General features: G+C 55.6%; 13 protein-coding genes. 6 read left to right on the top strand and 7 right to left on the bottom strand.

The window, feature by feature from the left end; genetic code table 11:
* Window positions 1-49: 49 nt before the first annotated feature.
* On the bottom strand, window positions 50-1,087 hold the full coding sequence (locus ABLO27_RS03360) for a M23 family metallopeptidase (RefSeq protein ID WP_353030421.1): 1,038 nt from the start codon (window positions 1,085-1,087) through the stop codon (window positions 50-52).
* Window positions 1,088-1,199: 112 nt separating this feature from the next.
* On the opposite strand from ABLO27_RS03360, the gene ABLO27_RS03355 reads away from it, so the two are divergent.
* Complete coding sequence (locus ABLO27_RS03355) at window positions 1,200-1,964, top strand: FKBP-type peptidyl-prolyl cis-trans isomerase (RefSeq protein ID WP_353030419.1); 765 nt, start codon at window positions 1,200-1,202, stop codon at window positions 1,962-1,964.
* A gap of 19 nt (window positions 1,965-1,983) precedes the next feature.
* On the opposite strand, the gene ABLO27_RS03350 is transcribed toward ABLO27_RS03355, so the two are convergent.
* Together ABLO27_RS03350 and sthA are read right to left on the bottom strand one after the other, a co-directional pair.
* Window positions 1,984-3,405 (bottom strand): 8-oxoguanine deaminase, encoded by a 1,422-nt coding sequence (locus ABLO27_RS03350; protein WP_353030417.1) that lies wholly within the window; start codon window positions 3,403-3,405, stop codon window positions 1,984-1,986.
* Between the two features lie 124 nt (window positions 3,406-3,529).
* Window positions 3,530-4,930, bottom strand: coding sequence for a Si-specific NAD(P)(+) transhydrogenase (gene sthA / locus ABLO27_RS03345; RefSeq protein WP_353030416.1), 1,401 nt, complete (start codon window positions 4,928-4,930; stop codon window positions 3,530-3,532).
* On the opposite strand from sthA, the gene ABLO27_RS03340 reads away from it, so the two are divergent.
* From ABLO27_RS03340 to ABLO27_RS03325, 4 genes are all read left to right on the top strand, one after another.
* Window positions 4,922-5,281 (top strand): hypothetical protein, encoded by a 360-nt coding sequence (locus ABLO27_RS03340; RefSeq protein WP_353030414.1) that lies wholly within the window; start codon window positions 4,922-4,924, stop codon window positions 5,279-5,281. The genes sthA and ABLO27_RS03340 overlap by 9 nt on opposite strands.
* Window positions 5,282-5,390: 109 nt before the next feature.
* Window positions 5,391-7,577, top strand: coding sequence for an anthranilate synthase component I (locus ABLO27_RS03335; RefSeq protein WP_353030413.1), 2,187 nt, complete (start codon window positions 5,391-5,393; stop codon window positions 7,575-7,577).
* A 66-nt stretch (window positions 7,578-7,643) separates the two neighbouring features.
* A complete protein-coding gene (locus ABLO27_RS03330; protein ID WP_353030412.1) occupies window positions 7,644-8,168 on the top strand; it encodes a TerB family tellurite resistance protein in 525 nt (174 codons plus the stop codon).
* 219 nt (window positions 8,169-8,387) lie between these two features.
* Window positions 8,388-9,326 carry a hypothetical protein gene (locus ABLO27_RS03325; protein WP_353030411.1) on the top strand — a complete coding sequence of 313 codons (939 nt, stop codon included), beginning with the start codon at window positions 8,388-8,390 and terminating at the stop codon, window positions 9,324-9,326.
* Window positions 9,327-9,364: 38 nt separating this feature from the next.
* On the opposite strand, the gene ABLO27_RS03320 is transcribed toward ABLO27_RS03325, so the two are convergent.
* Together ABLO27_RS03320 and ilvD are read right to left on the bottom strand one after the other, a co-directional pair.
* Window positions 9,365-10,456 carry a metal-dependent hydrolase gene (locus ABLO27_RS03320; RefSeq protein WP_353030410.1) on the bottom strand — a complete coding sequence of 364 codons (1,092 nt, stop codon included), beginning with the start codon at window positions 10,454-10,456 and terminating at the stop codon, window positions 9,365-9,367.
* Window positions 10,457-10,594: 138 nt separating this feature from the next.
* Window positions 10,595-12,439: a dihydroxy-acid dehydratase gene (ilvD, locus tag ABLO27_RS03315; protein WP_353030409.1), complete on the bottom strand. Its 1,845-nt coding sequence runs from the start codon at window positions 12,437-12,439 to the stop codon at window positions 10,595-10,597.
* 373 nt (window positions 12,440-12,812) lie between these two features.
* Between ilvD and ABLO27_RS03310 the strand changes: the two genes are divergently transcribed.
* Window positions 12,813-14,162: a sugar porter family MFS transporter gene (locus tag ABLO27_RS03310; protein ID WP_353030408.1), complete on the top strand. Its 1,350-nt coding sequence runs from the start codon at window positions 12,813-12,815 to the stop codon at window positions 14,160-14,162.
* On the opposite strand, the gene ABLO27_RS03305 is transcribed toward ABLO27_RS03310, so the two are convergent.
* Window positions 14,159-14,359 carry a helix-turn-helix domain-containing protein gene (locus tag ABLO27_RS03305; protein ID WP_353031691.1) on the bottom strand — a complete coding sequence of 67 codons (201 nt, stop codon included), beginning with the start codon at window positions 14,357-14,359 and terminating at the stop codon, window positions 14,159-14,161. The genes ABLO27_RS03310 and ABLO27_RS03305 overlap by 4 nt on opposite strands.
* Before the next feature lie 251 nt (window positions 14,360-14,610).
* A complete protein-coding gene (locus ABLO27_RS03300; RefSeq protein ID WP_353030406.1) occupies window positions 14,611-15,717 on the bottom strand; it encodes an alkene reductase in 1,107 nt (368 codons plus the stop codon).
* Window positions 15,718-15,807: the final 90 nt, after the last annotated feature.

The raw sequence follows: 15,807 nt of genomic DNA, 5'->3' as shown, positions 1-15,807 counted from the left end.
TGTTCGCTGCCGGAACCCCGTTCTGGCAGCGTTACATTCTGGCGATCACCTAGCCGCCGAGCTTGATACGTTCTGATTGCTCCAGGAATTTTACTCCGTTCCTGATCAGGGTTGCCGTCCCGACATATTCTCCGTCTGGCCATGCCTCCGCTTTCAACTTGCGACCAGCAAACGCAACCCATTGAGCCTTGTTTCGGTCTATGGGTTTGCCTTCCGTTTCGGCGATGATGCCGGTTGGCCCGACCAGACGCAGGGCAACCCTGTCTCCTTTTTGCAGATTGATCAGCCGAGCAAAGAAAACAAGCGCGGGCGAACCCGCTTCAGGCTCGGTTACCTTTTCTGTTTCAAGGGCCAGAGTTGAAACAGGTTTGTCTGCAAAACCGGTTTGAATGATCGAGCCATCCGCCTCCTCCACAAGCGAAATGACGTCACCTTTCCAAAGAGTTCTGTCGAGTTCAACGGCATTTTCCTTGCCAGTCGAACAATGTTCAAGTTGCTTGGTCGTTGCGTCCGCCGTGCGCAGGAAAGGATCTATCGTCAGTCCGTTCTTGCGCACTTCCAGATGCACATGTGGAAAGGCTGCAAATCCGGAAAACCCTACTTCTCCGAGTTTTTGTCCCCGCTCCACCTGATCACCTTTTTCGACCACTATGGACGACTTCCGCAAATGGCAATACTGGGTCTGCCACCCGTCTCCATGGTCAATCAATACGCCATTGCCGCATTCCTTGCCCTGCACACGAGCCCTGTCTTCCTGCGTCAGAACCAAATGATCCGTAGAGTCACTTCGAATGGCCCTGACGACGCCTGGGGCCGCAGTGATCACGTTCGCAATTTTTTCTGTGCTCAAGACCCGAAAATCGGTCCCCTTGTGGCCGTCATAACTTGCCTGATTGCAAAACGCGGTTCGAACGTCGGGACCAGGGTCGATGTCGACAAAATTCTGTACGAAGCAATCATGCCCGAGCTTGCAATCAAGTGGTGGGGTCAGCTCCAGTTCCTGCGCAGTCGCCGAAGCGAAAGTCATGAAGCAGAAACAGCACCAAACCACCACACCCGTCGTGACTGAGCCAAAGCGCCACAGCATGATTTCTTTCCTTTCCAAACGCTGTCCTGTTCAAGTAGCGTTGAGTTGCAATCCGATTGTCAATCGACGATCTTCTGCAAGGTTATCTCCTGAAATCTATGGAACAAGCGTGATGATTAAATGGTTGTCCGGCATTCTGGTTACGGCAATGTTGGCCTTTCCTGCCGCAGCACAGGAAGAACTTCAGATCAAGGACATTGAAAAGGGCACCGGAGAAGAGGCCAATGTAGGAGAAACCGTCGTGGTTCACTACACGGGCTGGCTCATGGACGGCACAAAATTCGATTCCAGCGTCGACCGGGGAACTCCGTTTTCCTTCACTCTCGGTGAACGCCGTGTCATTCCGGGATGGGAAAAGGGCGTTGAAGGCATGCAAGTCGGCGGAAAGCGCGAGCTGATCATTCCGCCCGATATGGCCTATGGCGCGCAAGGTGCAGGCGGCGTTATCCCGCCGAACGCAACCTTGAAATTCGAAATCGAACTTCTCGAAGTCAAGGGCAAGAAGTTTTCCGACATCGGCAACGATGAATTGAAGGACAAACTTGCGGCCGGAACAACGATTATCGACATCCGCCGGCCAGATGAATGGCGCCAGACCGGGATCATTCCCGGCAGCCATCTCGTGACTTTTTTCGATGAGAAGGGCAACGTAAACCCCGAATTTGGCCCGCAACTTCAGAAACTTGTTGCCGGTCCAGCTGACGAAATCGTCTTCATCTGCCGCACCGGACGGCGCAGCCAGGTCCTATCGGAGTATCTGTCCGCTCAGGCAGGCTTCACGAATATCGTCAATGTCAAAGACGGTATCACCAGCTGGATTGCTGACGGCGGTCAAGTGACCGACGCAACCATGCCCGAGAATTGCTGGCTCTGCTGAGCAAAGCAACGTCTCGGCATCAGACAGATGCCGCCAGTGCCAGACTATGCCGGTTGTGCTCTTCGATGACCGGTCCCATTTCCATCGTTGCAATCTGACCGTCTTCAACGATCGTACGGCCGTTGATCACCGTGGTTCGTGCTGCTTGAGGTGCGCAGAAGACAACAGCTGCCACGGGATCGTGCATGCCACCAGCAAACTGTAGTGTATTCAGATCAAGCGTGAAGAAATCCGCGCATTTTCCGGCTTCCAGTGAACCGATGTCATCACGCCCCAGAACGGCTGCGCCTCCAAGCGTAGCCAGTTCCAAGGCTTCCCGGGCAGTCATCCATTCTCCAGCCCGCAGCGGGTGCGAGGGCGGCAACAAGGCGTGTTTGCGCGGACCTTCGGGCGGCATCAAACCCAGCTGCAGGCGTGCGAGCAGCATGGCCTGGCGAACTTCCATCAGCATGTTCGAGCCGTCGTTGCTGGCAGACCCATCGACGCCCAGCCCGACCTTGACCCCGGCCGCCATGTATTTCTTTACCGGTGCAATGCCCGAAGCAAGACGCATGTTCGAACACGGACAGTGTGCGGCGCCGCAGCCTGTTTTTGCAAAAAGCCTGATTTCATCGTCATCGACATGGATCGCGTGTGCGAACCAGACATCCGGACCTGTCCAGTCCAGGCCTTCCATCCATTCGACCGGACGCTTGCCGAAGCGCTCAAGCGTGTAGCGTTCCTCATCCAGGGTTTCGCACAGGTGTGTATGCAGCATCACGCCCTTGTCGCGGGCAAGGCGAGCGCTTTCGCGCAGAAGGTCCTCGGAAACGGAGAATGGAGAACATGGAGCAACGACAACGCGGGTCATCGCCCCGTGGGATGCATCATGGTAGCGGTCGATTACACGGACACTGTCGCTCAGTATGTCTTCTTCATTTTCGACGCATTCGTCCGGCGGAAGTCCGCCCTTGCTCTCGCCCAGGGACATGGAACCGCGGCTTGCGTGAAAACGAACTCCCAACTCCCGCGCCGCCTCAATCTGGTAATCCACCTTGTTGCCACTTTGGAAGAGATAGGTGTGGTCGAATACTGTCGTGCATCCGGATAGAGCGAGTTCAGCAAGGCCGATCAGTGTGCTTGCGCGGGAGGCTTCAGGATTGGTCCTTGCCCAGATCCGATAATGCGCCTGCAACCATGGAAACAGGTTGTTGTTCTGCGCCGCTGGCAGGTTCCGGGTGAGCGTCTGGTTGAGGTGATGATGCGTGTTGACGAAACCGGGCAGTACAATCTGCCCCGACGCATCAATCACCTGATCGGCTGATTGCGGCAATTCCTCGGAAGGACCAACCTGCCGGATAACACCGTCTTCAGCATAAAGTCCGCCACCCGGAATCTCGCGGCGCTCGCCGTCCATCGTGACGAGCATATCGGCATTCTTCAGAAGCAGAGTCCGGGGCATGGAATTACCTTCGCTAAAGATCAGTCGAGTCGGCAGCAGGGCACGAGGCTACCTTCTCCTGAATAGCAACACCACGCTTTGAAAGCCGGAAGTCCTTCAGGAATTTATTGAAATCCGGAGCCAGTTACTCGGAAAGCGGTGGCATTCTGTTCCAGGCGTCCAGTGCCGCGATCTTGTAGGCCTCTGCGAGGGTCGGGTAGTTGAAGGTATTCTCAACGAAATATTCCAGCGTCCCCTTGAGGTTCAGGACTGCCTGACCGATGTGAACCAGTTCCGTCGCCCCCTCGCCCACAATGTGGCAGCCGAGCAATCGTCTCGTCTTCAGCGAGAAGATCATCTTCAGCATTCCGGTATCGAGTCCCATGATGTGACCACGGGAAGTTTCCCTGAACCGGGCAACGCCACATTCATAAGGAATACCGCGTACCTTGATTTCCTCTTCCGTCATGCCGACCGTAGAAATCTCCGGAACTGCGTAGATGCCATAAGGAAAATACTCGGGCGGATCGTAGGCCTTTTCTCCCAGCGCCTGGCAAGCTGCTATTCGCCCCTGTTCCATGGACGTGGATGCGAGGCTCGGAAAGCCGATCACATCACCGGCGGCAAAGATATGCGGCACTTCCGTCTGGAACGTCATCGGGTCGACCCTCAGGCGGCCACGGTGGTCGACACCCAGCCCGCATTTATCCAGATTGAGCGACGGCGTTGCACCCATGCGCCCGGCAGCGAACAGGATCACATTAGAGCGTACACACCGGCCACCTTCCAGGGTGATCTCGCAGTCTGCCGGTCCCAGTTTCTCGATCTTCTGGACCTTTGCGCCAAACCGCAGCGCGATACCTCGATCGCGAAGCTGATGTGTAAAATCTGCGACCAGTTCCTTGTCCAGGAAGTCGAGCATGGTGTCCCGAGGCTCAACAAGCGTCACATGCACATCCAGAGCGGAAAAGATTGACGCATATTCAACACCAATCACGCCGGCACCAATCACGGCAATGGAGCGTGGTATCTCCGTCAGTTCCAGGATCTCGTCACTGTCGAGAACATATTCCCCGTCGAAGGGGACATAGTCCGGTCGAAAAGGTTTTGTGCCGACCGTGATGACGAACTTGTCCGCCTTGAACCTGTGGGTTTCTCCTGCTTCGCCCTCCACTTCGATCATGTGGGTATCGGCAAAACGCGCCTCGCCACGAATGGTGTCGACCTTGTTACGCGCGAACTGATGTTCAAGAACTTCGACTTCATGGTCCAGCGTAATGTGAAGCCGTGCCATCAGATCTGCTGCGGTCAGGTCGTCCTTGACCCTGTAGGATCGACCATAAAAACCGCGCTCTCGCCATCCTGTCAGGTTCAGCACGGTCTCGCGCAGTGTCTTGGAAGGAATTGTGCCGGTATGCACGGAGACCCCACCTACCCGGCGGCCACGTTCCACCACCAGGACGTTGCGGCCAAACTTTGCCGCCTGGATCGCTGCCCTTCGTCCCGCAGGTCCGCTGCCGATCACGATGAGATCGTAATGTTCCATTTGCCCCTCGCTACACTTCGCCGGTCATCACTTTCCGCGCCCGATTTCCAGCGTTCGTCTTGTTCTGATGCGGGACTGCAATGCCAGCATCTTGACCCGGGGGTCAAGGTGAAGCGGAAAAAAGGACTGGATCGATTAAAGAAAGACGGTTTCTCCTACTCCGGCCTTGCGAATTTGCGGCCTGCAAAACAACGAAAGCGGCAAATTGCATCTCTTGATACTCGTGTGCGCAATTATGCCGTTGCCAACTTTTCACCCATCCGCTATGCCTCTTGTCATGAAGATGATCTTGAAAGCAGCTTGGTGGTGGCGCGGCGCAATATAGGCGGCCAGCGATCAGTCATGCTCTGAACGGATCAAACATCACACCAAAGGCCGCCGCGGGATACCGCTGGCGGCCTTGGTGCTTTATAAGGTCGCCAAAATCCCAAACGGCCACCAAAACGGGAACACAATAGCCATGCCAGTGCCGGCAGATCATACCTTTGAAACGAAAAGCGGGATCACCATCCTGCGCACGTCGCGGCCATCAGACTATGAGACCGGCACTTCCGATTGGATTGACCGTCTGGACAGTGAGCTTGGTGCAGTTCTGTCGTCGTCCTATGAATATCCGGGCCGCTATACCCGCTGGGACATGGCGCTGGTCAATCCTCCACTGGTGCTGGAGGCTGCCGACCGCAAAGTGGAAATCCGTGCCTTGAACGACCGGGGCAAGATCCTGATACCGGCGATCACGGATGCCCTGAAATCCCACGAAGTGATCGAAACCTTCGAGGCAGACGATGACCGGATCAACCTGACCGTCAAGAAGCCGGACCGGCTGTTCAATGAAGAAGAGCGCTCCCGCCAGCCTTCAACCTTCTCGATTGTCCGCGCGTTGAAGGATCTGTTTGCCTGTGACGATGATCAACTGGGGCTTTATGGAGCATTCGGTTATGACGTTGCATTTCAGTTCGAGCCCATCGACCTGAAACTGGAACGGCCCGACGATCAGCGCGATGTGGTTCTGTTTCTGCCGGACGAAATCCTGATCGTCGACCACCACGGCAAGCGGGCCTACGTACTGGAGTACGATTTCGTCGTGCACGGCAAAACAACAAAGGGCATGCAGCGGTCTGGTGAAAGCCGTGCCTACACGCCCGCCAATCGCGACCCGGGCCGCGGCGACCACGAGCCGGGAGAATATGCCAAGCTGGTTGAAGAGGCGAAGGACTATTTCCGGCGTGGTGACCTGTTTGAAACGGTTCCGGGTCAGACTTTCTACGAGCCATGCGCAAACCCGCCGTCAGCCGTTTCACGACGTCTCGCCCAGATAAACCCCTCTCCGTATTCCTTCTTCTTCAACCTCGGCAACGAGGAATACCTGGTTGGTGCGTCTCCGGAAATGTATGTGCGTGTGACCGGGGGCCGCCGCGTTGAAACCTGCCCGATCTCAGGAACCATTCGACGCGGCAAGAACGCGATCGAAGACGAAGCCCAGATCCGCAAGCTGCTGAACTCGGCAAAAGACGAGGCGGAACTGACCATGTGTTCCGACGTCGACCGAAATGACAAGAGCCGTGTTTGCGTGCCGGGTTCCGTAAAAGTCATCGGCCGGCGCCAGATCGAGATGTATTCCCGTCTGATTCACACGGTTGACCATATTGAAGGTACCTTGCGGGAAGACCTGGATGCACTTGATGCATTCCTTTCCCATACCTGGGCTGTCACCGTGACCGGTGCTCCCAAACGCTGGGCCATGCAATTCATTGAAGATCACGAGAAGTCACCGCGCGCATGGTATGGCGGTGCGATCGGCGCGGTTCTCTTCAACGGCGACATGAACACCGGCCTGACGCTTCGGACCGTGCGCATCAAGGATGGTATGGCGCAAATCCGGGCGGGAGCAACATTGCTTTACGACAGCGTTCCGGAAGACGAGGAAGCTGAGACGGAGTTGAAGGCCGAGGCCATGCGTGCCGCGGTGCGTGAAGCAGGCCTGGCCATCAACACGACCGAAAAGCAGGAAGCACCCAAGCCGGGCAAGGGCCTCAAGATCCTGCTCGTCGATCACGAAGACAGCTTCGTCCATACGCTGGCGAATTATTTCCGCCAGACGGGAGCCGACGTCGTGACTTATCGGACACCGGTCGCCGACCATGTCTTTCATGACGTCAATCCGGACCTCGTCGTGCTGTCTCCCGGCCCCGGCAACCCGAAGGATTTTGACTGCAATGCCACGATAGGCAGGGCGCGAGCACGCGCATTGCCCATTTTTGGCGTTTGTCTGGGACTGCAGGCTTTGTCAGAGTATTTCGACGCCGAACTGGGCCAGCTGGACATACCAATGCATGGCAAGCCGTCACCGATCAGCCTTTCAGGCAACTCGCTGCTGTTTGAGGGGCTGAACGCTCCCGTCGTTGTCGGGCGGTATCATTCGCTTTTTGCAAAGCGTGACACGTTGCCGGCAGACATGCGGGTGACCGCTGAAACCGAAGACGGCGTGGTCATGGCGATCGAGCACCAGAAGGAACCGATTGCCGCTGTGCAGTTCCATCCGGAATCCATCATGTCGCTGGACCAGGACGCTGGACACAAGATCATAGAAAACGTGGTCAGCCGCCTGGTTTCTGCGAAAAACAATAAGGTGGCGGCAGCCTCTTGATTTTTGCCTGAAGTCCCGTTTTACATGAAACCCTCGCAACCAACGGTTTAATCGAGGATTCTTCAATTGCATATATTGCTTGCAGCTGTCGGCTTGATGGCAGCGGCTGCCTTTTGGATTTATCGCATAAGGCAAGCTGCGGACAGTACACGGGTTGTTCTGGATGCGGCACAGGACGTCAAAGCAGCGGCGCGGAGGTTCGGTTTCCGATCCCGCGCCAATCAACATCCGACCGAGGGAGTTGATGACCCACGGGTAACAGGAGCCGCACTTCTCATTCTTGTCGCGGAATCTGATGGAGCAATCTCAAAAGCCGAGCAAAACTGCATCCTCGAACAGTTGCAAACTGTCTTCCAGATGCCTGAGTCCGAGGCAGAAGAATTGTATTTGTTTGCCAAATGGCTAGCCAATCAGAGCTCCAATCCAGATGACATGATCAGACGCCTGATCAAGAGAACCGTTCATCTTGGAGGACGCGACACACTACCGGACTTGATCAGAATGGTAGACGCAGTCGGCAAAGTTGACACTGGCGAACTCGCGACTGATGCAGAACATGTAATCGAAAAGTTGAAGCAACTCAGATCGTAAACTTCTTGCTCAGTTCTTTATCTGATTTAAGTATAGCAACTTAACCATTTCCGAATTCTACATTCAGTTAGAATTCGGAAACAGCCAAATATGGTATTGATTTATAGGCTACGAGGGAGTTCTATGGGTCCGCTCGAGTGACTTTGCAGCTTCACGGATTGTAAGCTGGTTGTGCGGAATATGTTCCGGCCTATACCGGAGCTCATCCTGGGAGAAATAATGTCTCGCTGCGCCTTATGGAAACGCACCTGGAAAGGCCAGCTACAGGCTAGAATCGCAAGTGCGCTTTTCGCTCTTGGTTTTCTCAGTTTCGCACCTGCAGTTTTGACCGTGGAAGCGCAAGGATCTGGAGGTCTCCAAAACCATATTCTCGGCATCGGCAATTGCCCGCCCTGGAATCCCCAGTCGATAGAAGTGTGCAAGCACAGTCTGGAAAAGGTTGTGTCGGCTCTGGCTCCCAGAGTGGATGCCGGTCCGGAGAACATTCATCTTCTGATAAACGAAGGTGCAAGCGCTGCTGCTCTTAAGCGAAAGGCAACTGAACTTGCAAGCAATCTCGGTCCGGAAGACCGACTTCTGATCTATGCCAACTTGCCTCTGGGCCAGGCTGACGCCGGTCAGGAAGACGAAAAGAACGGTTACGTTCTGGAGCTTTGGGCGGGGAAAAAGCCGGAGACGACAAGCGGAGCGATCAGTGAAGGAACCTGGATCTCGGCTCCCGCCTTTGCCGCAATGATCCACACGATCCCAGCAGCCGAAGCGATTCTGATCCTGGACACCAACAACTCGCATGCAATCAACATGCATTTGTTTGACAAGAACTCTGTAGATCACAAGGACCGACCGGAAGCGCTCATTTCCTCGTCGGGAACTGGTCAGACAGCCAATTACTCCGCCGACCGGACAATCTCTCTGTTTGCCAAGCACCTGGCACAAGCCCTCAGTGAAACGGAGGGCTCGCTGCAGGAAGTGATGAATGTTGCCGCCAGTGGCACCAGACAGGCGGCCATCCCGATCTGTGCCGAGCTAAAAGAGCATCAGGGGCAAAGTGTTGAAAAGGCGATCGATTGCACGCAGGTACCCGAAGTTCACGATCCGGACGCCCTTTTGAGTCGAACGATTTTGATCCCTCTGTCGGAATCCGAAATCAGCCAATAGCAGCCAGCGCCACCCCATCCATCACAACACTGCCAGGATTAGCCGGCGGCCGCTCCAGCTTTGCCGCATTGACCAGCGGTTTGGGATTGGCCGTTGTATTGGTCGTTTACTTCGGCTTCACGCGTACCGGGCTTTCCCTGAAGCCTTGCCAGGAACCAATCCCAGTCCCCTGCCTCGATCCGGCCCAACCCGGCATGCCGCTGAGGCGCGATCGGCTTGACGCCGTCCCCATCCAGCTCACCGATTGCAAAGCGAAAAGCATAGCCCGGTGTCAGTCCCATGCGCAGGTCAGACATCACCACCTTGTTGCCCACAAGATCGGTCCTGAAAAAGCCACGGCTGAACCAGTCAAGTTTCCGGAACGAGTTGGAATCTTGCAGGCACGCTATCAGCTCCGGGTGACGCGGATGAACGTAGATTTCCGGTGGCCCTGCCCCGTCCAGAAGCGAATAGTAGAGATTGTCGTATCTGTCCTCGCCAAGTCCGATGACCTTCCATACCAGGATATTGAACGGTGCCGCGATTGCGAAAATCTCGTTAGAAGGCACACCTTCGTCCTGGAAGATCTGTCGCGCCTGACTTTCGACATGCCGCTGAAGGACCACACCAACTCCAAGATAAGCCGTTGAAAATACGAGCGCACCAGTCACCCAGCTTCGCAAACGCGATGACCAGTTTTTCTTGCAGAGCGCCCAGACAACGACAATCAGCAGGGGCAACGTGTAGAGCGGATCGATGATGAAAATGGAACCGACCCCGACCGGGTCAGGGTAAAGCGGCCAGAAGAGCCGTGTGCCATAGACCGTCATCGCATCAATGATCGCATGGGTCGACAGACACAGGAACACGGTCGCCCAAGCGAGCCAGCGGTGATCGCGCAACTTTTTGAACAGCAACCTGAGCCCCTCACCGATCACCGGTGTTGCCAGGGCATGTACGAAAATGGAATGCGACCAGCCACGGTGGTAAACGAAGCTGTCGATCGGATCGTCAAAAGGAATGAAGACGTCCAGATCCGGCAAGGTTCCCAGCAGTCCTCCGACAAGCGCTGCCTTGCGGGGTCCGAGCGTCTTTCCGAGGCAAGCAGTCGAAACAGCAGCGCCGAGAACAAATTGAGTAAGTGAATCCATTAAGCAGACCGGTTGTGCGAAACGTCCTGAATGTTAGCCGGTTTTGTGAGACATCCGACACGGGATGGCAATGCCTTCCAGCAAAAAAGGCGGGTTGTGCAACCCGCCTTTCTTGATCAATCCAATAATTCCGGTGTGTCAGTCGACTTCCCGGAACGCGCCCTTGGAGGCACTGGTCGTCATCTTGGCGTAGGCGCGCAGAGCTTTAGACACCTTGCGCTTGCGCTTTTCCAGCGGTTTCCAGGCCGCATCACCCTTTTCTTCCATGTTCTCACGGCGGGCATGCAACTCGGCAAAGGTCAGGTCGACATCGATTTTCCGGTTCGGAATATCGATGATGATCATGTCGCCTTCTTCGACCAGACCGATAGCTCCACCTTCAGCGGCTTCCGGTGAGATGTGGCCGATGGAAAGCCCGGAGGAACCACCTGAGAAACGGCCATCGGTGATCAGCGCGCAAGCTTTGCCAAGGCCTTTGGATTTCAGGTAACTGGTCGGGTAAAGCATTTCCTGCATCCCCGGACCACCGCGCGGGCCTTCATATCGAATAAGCACCACGTCGCCTTCTTTGACCTTGTTGGTCAAAATGGCAGATACGGCGCTGTCCTGGCTCTCGAAAATCCGGGCCGGGCCCGAGAATTTCAGAATTTCCTCGTCGACACCGGCCGTCTTAACGACGCAGCCGTCCTCGGCGATGTTTCCGAAAAGAACTGCCAGGCCGCCGTCCTTGCTGTAGGCGTTCGCTTCTTCACGGATCACACCGGATTGCCGATCAAGATCCAGATCATCCCAGCGTCGTTCCTGGCTGAAGGCGACCTGGGTAGGAACACCGCCCGGAGCGGCCTTGAAGAAATGATGGACGCTTTCCGAATTGGTTTGTCGAATGTCCCAACGCGCCAGAGCTTCTCTCATGCTCGATGAATGCACAGTCGGCACGTCAGCATGCAGGTGACCAGCGCGATTGAGCTCACCCAATATCGCCATGATGCCACCCGCGCGGTGCACGTCTTCCATGTGGATGTTTTCAACAGCCGGAGCGACCTTGCACAGGACCGGAACCTTGCGGCTCAACCGGTCGATATCGTCCAGATTGAAGCCGATCTCCCCTTCATGAGACGCTGCCAGAAGGTGCAGGATCGTGTTTGTCGATCCGCCCATGGAGATGTCGAGGCTCATGGCATTTTCAAATGCCTGGAAATTGGCGATGTTGCGTGGCAGCACACTTTCGTCGTCCTGCTCGTAGTAGCGCTTCGCCAGGTCGACGATCAAATGCCCCGCTTCAACAAACAGGCGCTCGCGGTCTGCATGCGTCGCCAGCGTGGAACCATTTCCTGGCAGAGCAAGACCCAGAGCTTCGGTGAGGCAGTTCATGGAGTTCGCCGTGAACATGCCGGAACAGGAGCCGCAAGTCGGGCAAGCGTTCTGTTCCATGGTCAGTACGTCAGCATCGGAAACGTTGTCATCCGCAGCTGCGACCATTGCATCGATCAGGTCGATGGACTTTGCAACACCGTTTTCAAGCACGACTTTGCCGGCTTCCATCGGCCCGCCAGAAACGAATACGACCGGAATGTTCAACCGCATTGCCGCGTTCAGCATGCCAGGTGTGATCTTGTCACAGTTGGAAATACAGACCAACGCATCGGCGCAGTGGCCGTTGACCATATATTCCACCGCATCGGAAATGACTTCGCGCGAAGGCAGCGAATAGAGCATACCATCGTGGCCCATCGCGATGCCGTCATCGACAGCAATCGTATTGAATTCCTTCGCGACACCACCTGCTTTTTCGACTTCACGAGCCACCAGCTGACCCAGGTCCTTCAGGTGTACGTGACCCGGCACAAACTGCGTGAAAGAGTTCGCAATCGCGATGATGGGTTTACCGAAATCGTCGTCCTTCATACCAGTCGCGCGCCAAAGACCGCGCGCTCCCGCCATATTGCGGCCGTGGGTGGAGGTTCTGGAACGATACGGGGGCATTTAAGTCTCTCCCTATAGTATCGGGCGCGCTCGTCTCTGCCGGATTTCTTCCGCCAAATACAGAACAAGAAGTCGCGCCCAAATTTCAACTTGATATGGGGTTTGACAGGTTTTTGACCAGAACGAAAGGCCTGTTTGCAGAAAAAGAGTACGCTCCGGTACGGTTCATTAATTTCACGCTTGGATGCACTTGAAATGCCGGATTTTTCAGAACCAACGGGGCCTCACCTTTCCAGGTAGCGCTAACTGCCTTTCGCATTCTGGACTTGCATTCGATGCCCTGCTTAACTGAACCTTTGAAGCAAACTATTCGCAGAAGCTGCAAATCCGCCATTAAGCCCCAAAGGCGGCTTCGCGTTCGGGGAGAAACGTCTTGCTCATCCTTCTGGCCGTTTTGGCCGCTCTTTTCGGTTTTCTTTTTGGCACAGACATCGGGGTAATTTCTGGCGCCCTGCCCTTTTTGAAGAAGGAATTTGCGTTCACAGCGCAGAGTGAAGGCTTTATGACCGGAGCCGTGCCGTTCGGCGCGATCTTCGGTGCTCTTGTTGCTCTGATTTCGGTCGACAGGTTCGGCCGCAGACCTGTGCTGATTTTCAGTTCTCTCCTGTTTGCCGCCGGCTCGCTGGCTGCAGCGATGACATTCAGCGTCTGGTTCCTGACAGCGGCGCGTCTGGTAATCGGCGTGGCAATTGGTGTCTCGTCCCTGGTTGCACCCATGTATCTGGCGGAGATTGCACCTGCACGAATACGCGGAGCCGTTGTTTCAGCCTTTCAGCTGATGATCACCGTGGGTATCCTTGCAGCCTTCACGATCGACTGGGCCTTTTCCTATTCCGGCTCCTGGCGTTTTATGCTCGGTTTCAGCCTGATCCCCGCGACCATCTGTCTTGCAGGTATCCTGAAGGCCCCGGAAAGCCCCAGATGGCTGGTTCTTGCAGGCCGAAAGGATGACGCCAAAACGGTTCTCAAAACCGTTCAGCCCGATGTACTTCCTGCGGACATAGACAAGACCGTGCGCGAGATTGATGAAAGCCTGCCGAAGGATCACAGGGAAGAAAGCTGGAGCAATTTCAAGAATCCGCGACTGCGCGGACTGTTGATCTTTTGTGTGGTCGCCTTTTTGCTGCAGCAGTTCAGCGGTATCAATGTCATTTTGAACTATGCGCCGCGGATCATGGACAATGCGGGGCTACATGGGCTTGCCAACGAACTGATCGCAACAGCGGGTATCGGCTTGTTGAACATGCTGGTTACCCTGCTGGCCATGGTCGCGCTTGACCGGCTCGGGCGGCGGCCGCTTTATATATTTGGATTCGCTGGGGCGTTCTTGAGCATGGCGGTCATCGCTGCGCTCTTCCAACTGAACAATCCGGAATATGCCTGGATCACGCTGGCTGCTCTGTTCAGCTTCGTCTTTTTCTACGCAATCAGCCTGGGGCCGCTGCCCTGGCTCTACATGTCAGAACTGTTTCCTCTGCCACTGAGGGGCAAGGGCATGATGGTCGCGTCGCTGTCCAACTGGATCTGCAACTTTCTGGTGGTCTTTCTTTTTCCCGTCCTTGCGGCCGAACTTGGCGAGGCGGCGACGTTTTCCATGTTCGCGTTCTGCTGCGGCTTCGGGCTTTGGTATTCGTGGCAATTTGCCCCGGAAACAAAAGGAGTCGCCCTGGAAGAAGTCGATCAATCCATTGCAGATCAGCAATCGGAAAAGGCTGTGGTCTAGAACGCATCTCCGTTTCGTTTGAGGGATCCGGGCGTCTCGCCGGTTACCCGCTTGAAGGCCCGGGAAAACGCGGCTTCCGACTCGTCGCTGAACTGCACCGCAATTTCAGCGATCGGTCGCTCGCGTTTTTTCAACTCCATGCGTGCAAGCTGCATGCGCAAGCGCGTGACACATTGCATGTCGCCTTCACCGGTCAGTTGCTTGCCCAGGGAGTCGGACGCCTCATCAGCATGTCTCTCGACGGAATTCCGCCGAGTTCGCTTCTGATTGCAACGGCCATCGGATTCGATCTTGGCGCATGGAGTGGGTGGCTGTTCGGCAAAACAACAACCAGCACATCAACAATACGTGCCTAAATGGAAAGCCGGTGCAGGCTCACGCCTGGCACCGGCTCGCTATCAGACCGCCCTGGAGGGGGTGGATGTCGGGCGGACTGAAGTCGTCAAACTTACTCAGCAGCGACCTGGCTTTGACCCAGGGTTGGATAGTCGGTGTATCCCTTGGTTCCGCCGCCATAGAGCGTATCGGGATCAAGTTCGTTCCACTCGGCGTCTTTCGCCAGCCGGTCAACCAGGTCCGGGTTGGAAATGAAGGGACGTCCAAAGGCAACAAGATCAATCGCCTCATTGTGAACGGCATCTATTGCAGTTTGCCGGTCGTAGCCGTTGTTGCCCATCGTGGTTCCGTCGAACAAGGCATAGAGCGCCGCCAGGTCGCCACCTTCCGGAATGTCGCGAGGCCCACCTGTCTGTCCTTCGACAAGGTGGAGATAGGCCAGGTCGTAGCCGTTCAGCAAATTCACGACATGAGAAAACGTCTCCTGCGGACTGCTATCGACGATATCGTTGGCGCTGGAGAACGGGCTCAGGCGTACCCCAACTCGTCCCGCGCCCCAAACATCAACGACTGCATCCATGACTTCCTTCAAGAAGCGGGCACGGTTTTCGACAGAACCGCCGTAATGGTCCTCTCTCTTGTTGGAGCCATCGCGCAGGAACTGGTCAATCAGGTACCCGTTGGCGGCGTGAACTTCGATCCCATCGAAACCTGCTTTTCTGGCGTTTTCCGCGGCCTTTCGGTAGTCAGCTACAATTCCCGGGATCTCTTCAACACTTAGTGCACGCGGTGTCGGCGTGTCGACAAACTGCGTTCCGTCAAATGATTTGGAATTCGCTGCAATCGCCGAAGGTGCAACAGGATCCTGGCCCTCAGGCTGAAGGACCGGATGTGAGATGCGTCCGACATGCCACAGCTGAATGACGATCCTGCCTCCTTTGTCGTGAACGGCATCCGTTACCTTTTTCCAGCCTTCAATCTGAGCGTCCGAGTAGATGCCGGGTGTCCAGGCATATCCTTTGCCCTGCGGAGAAATCTGGGAAGCTTCAGTGATGATCAATCCTGCATCGGCTCGCTGGCCATAATATTCAGCATGCAGTTCAAACGGCGCATCGTCTTCGGCGCGTGCACGATTTCGTGTAAGCGGCGCCATAACCACTCGGTTTTTCAATTCGATGGCACCTGCTCTTGCGGGGGTAAACAGCTTTGCGTCAGACATCGTCAACTTTCCTTCTGGCTGTCTTTCGTCTGTTTTTGGACTATCTAGTCCATAATTAAACGCACCTAACCGTTGTCCGGCCAGATCCGC

The organism is Roseibium sp. SCP15 (genome assembly GCF_040329435.1).
In the GTDB taxonomy this organism is placed as follows: domain Bacteria; phylum Pseudomonadota; class Alphaproteobacteria; order Rhizobiales; family Stappiaceae; genus Roseibium.
Note: the sequence above shows the minus strand (reverse complement) of the source record. Positions and strands in the feature narration are given on the sequence as shown.